The sequence below is a fragment of the Pseudomonas sp. HMSC076A11 genome (assembly GCF_001810205.1).
Taxonomy (GTDB): domain Bacteria; phylum Pseudomonadota; class Gammaproteobacteria; order Pseudomonadales; family Pseudomonadaceae; genus Pseudomonas; species Pseudomonas aeruginosa.
Map to the genome: position 1 here is coordinate 1 of NZ_KV800270.1, position 259 is coordinate 259.

Genomic DNA, 259 nt, shown 5'->3' on the forward strand with positions numbered 1-259 from the left:
CCACTTCCACCGACTCCTGCTCACTCAACTGGTCTATCAGCGCGTACGATCGAGTTCGTCCGACATCAAGAGAGCGGTAGCCTTTTTTAATATCGCTTTCTCCCGCTCCAACCGGTTGATCCGGGCTTCCAGCTCCTGGATCTTTTGCTGCTCAGGCGTCAACGCCTTGCTCTTCGGGGTCACACCCTGGCGCTCCGCCTCGAGCTGCTTCACCCAACGGCGCAAGGCCGAATCCACCACCCCCAGCGAACGGCAGGCG

General features: G+C 60.2%; 1 pseudogene. It reads right to left on the minus strand.

Annotation, left to right across the window (positions count from 1 at the left end):
- Positions 1-259, minus strand: a pseudogene (locus tag HMPREF2716_RS03955) (transposase); the annotation flags it as partial.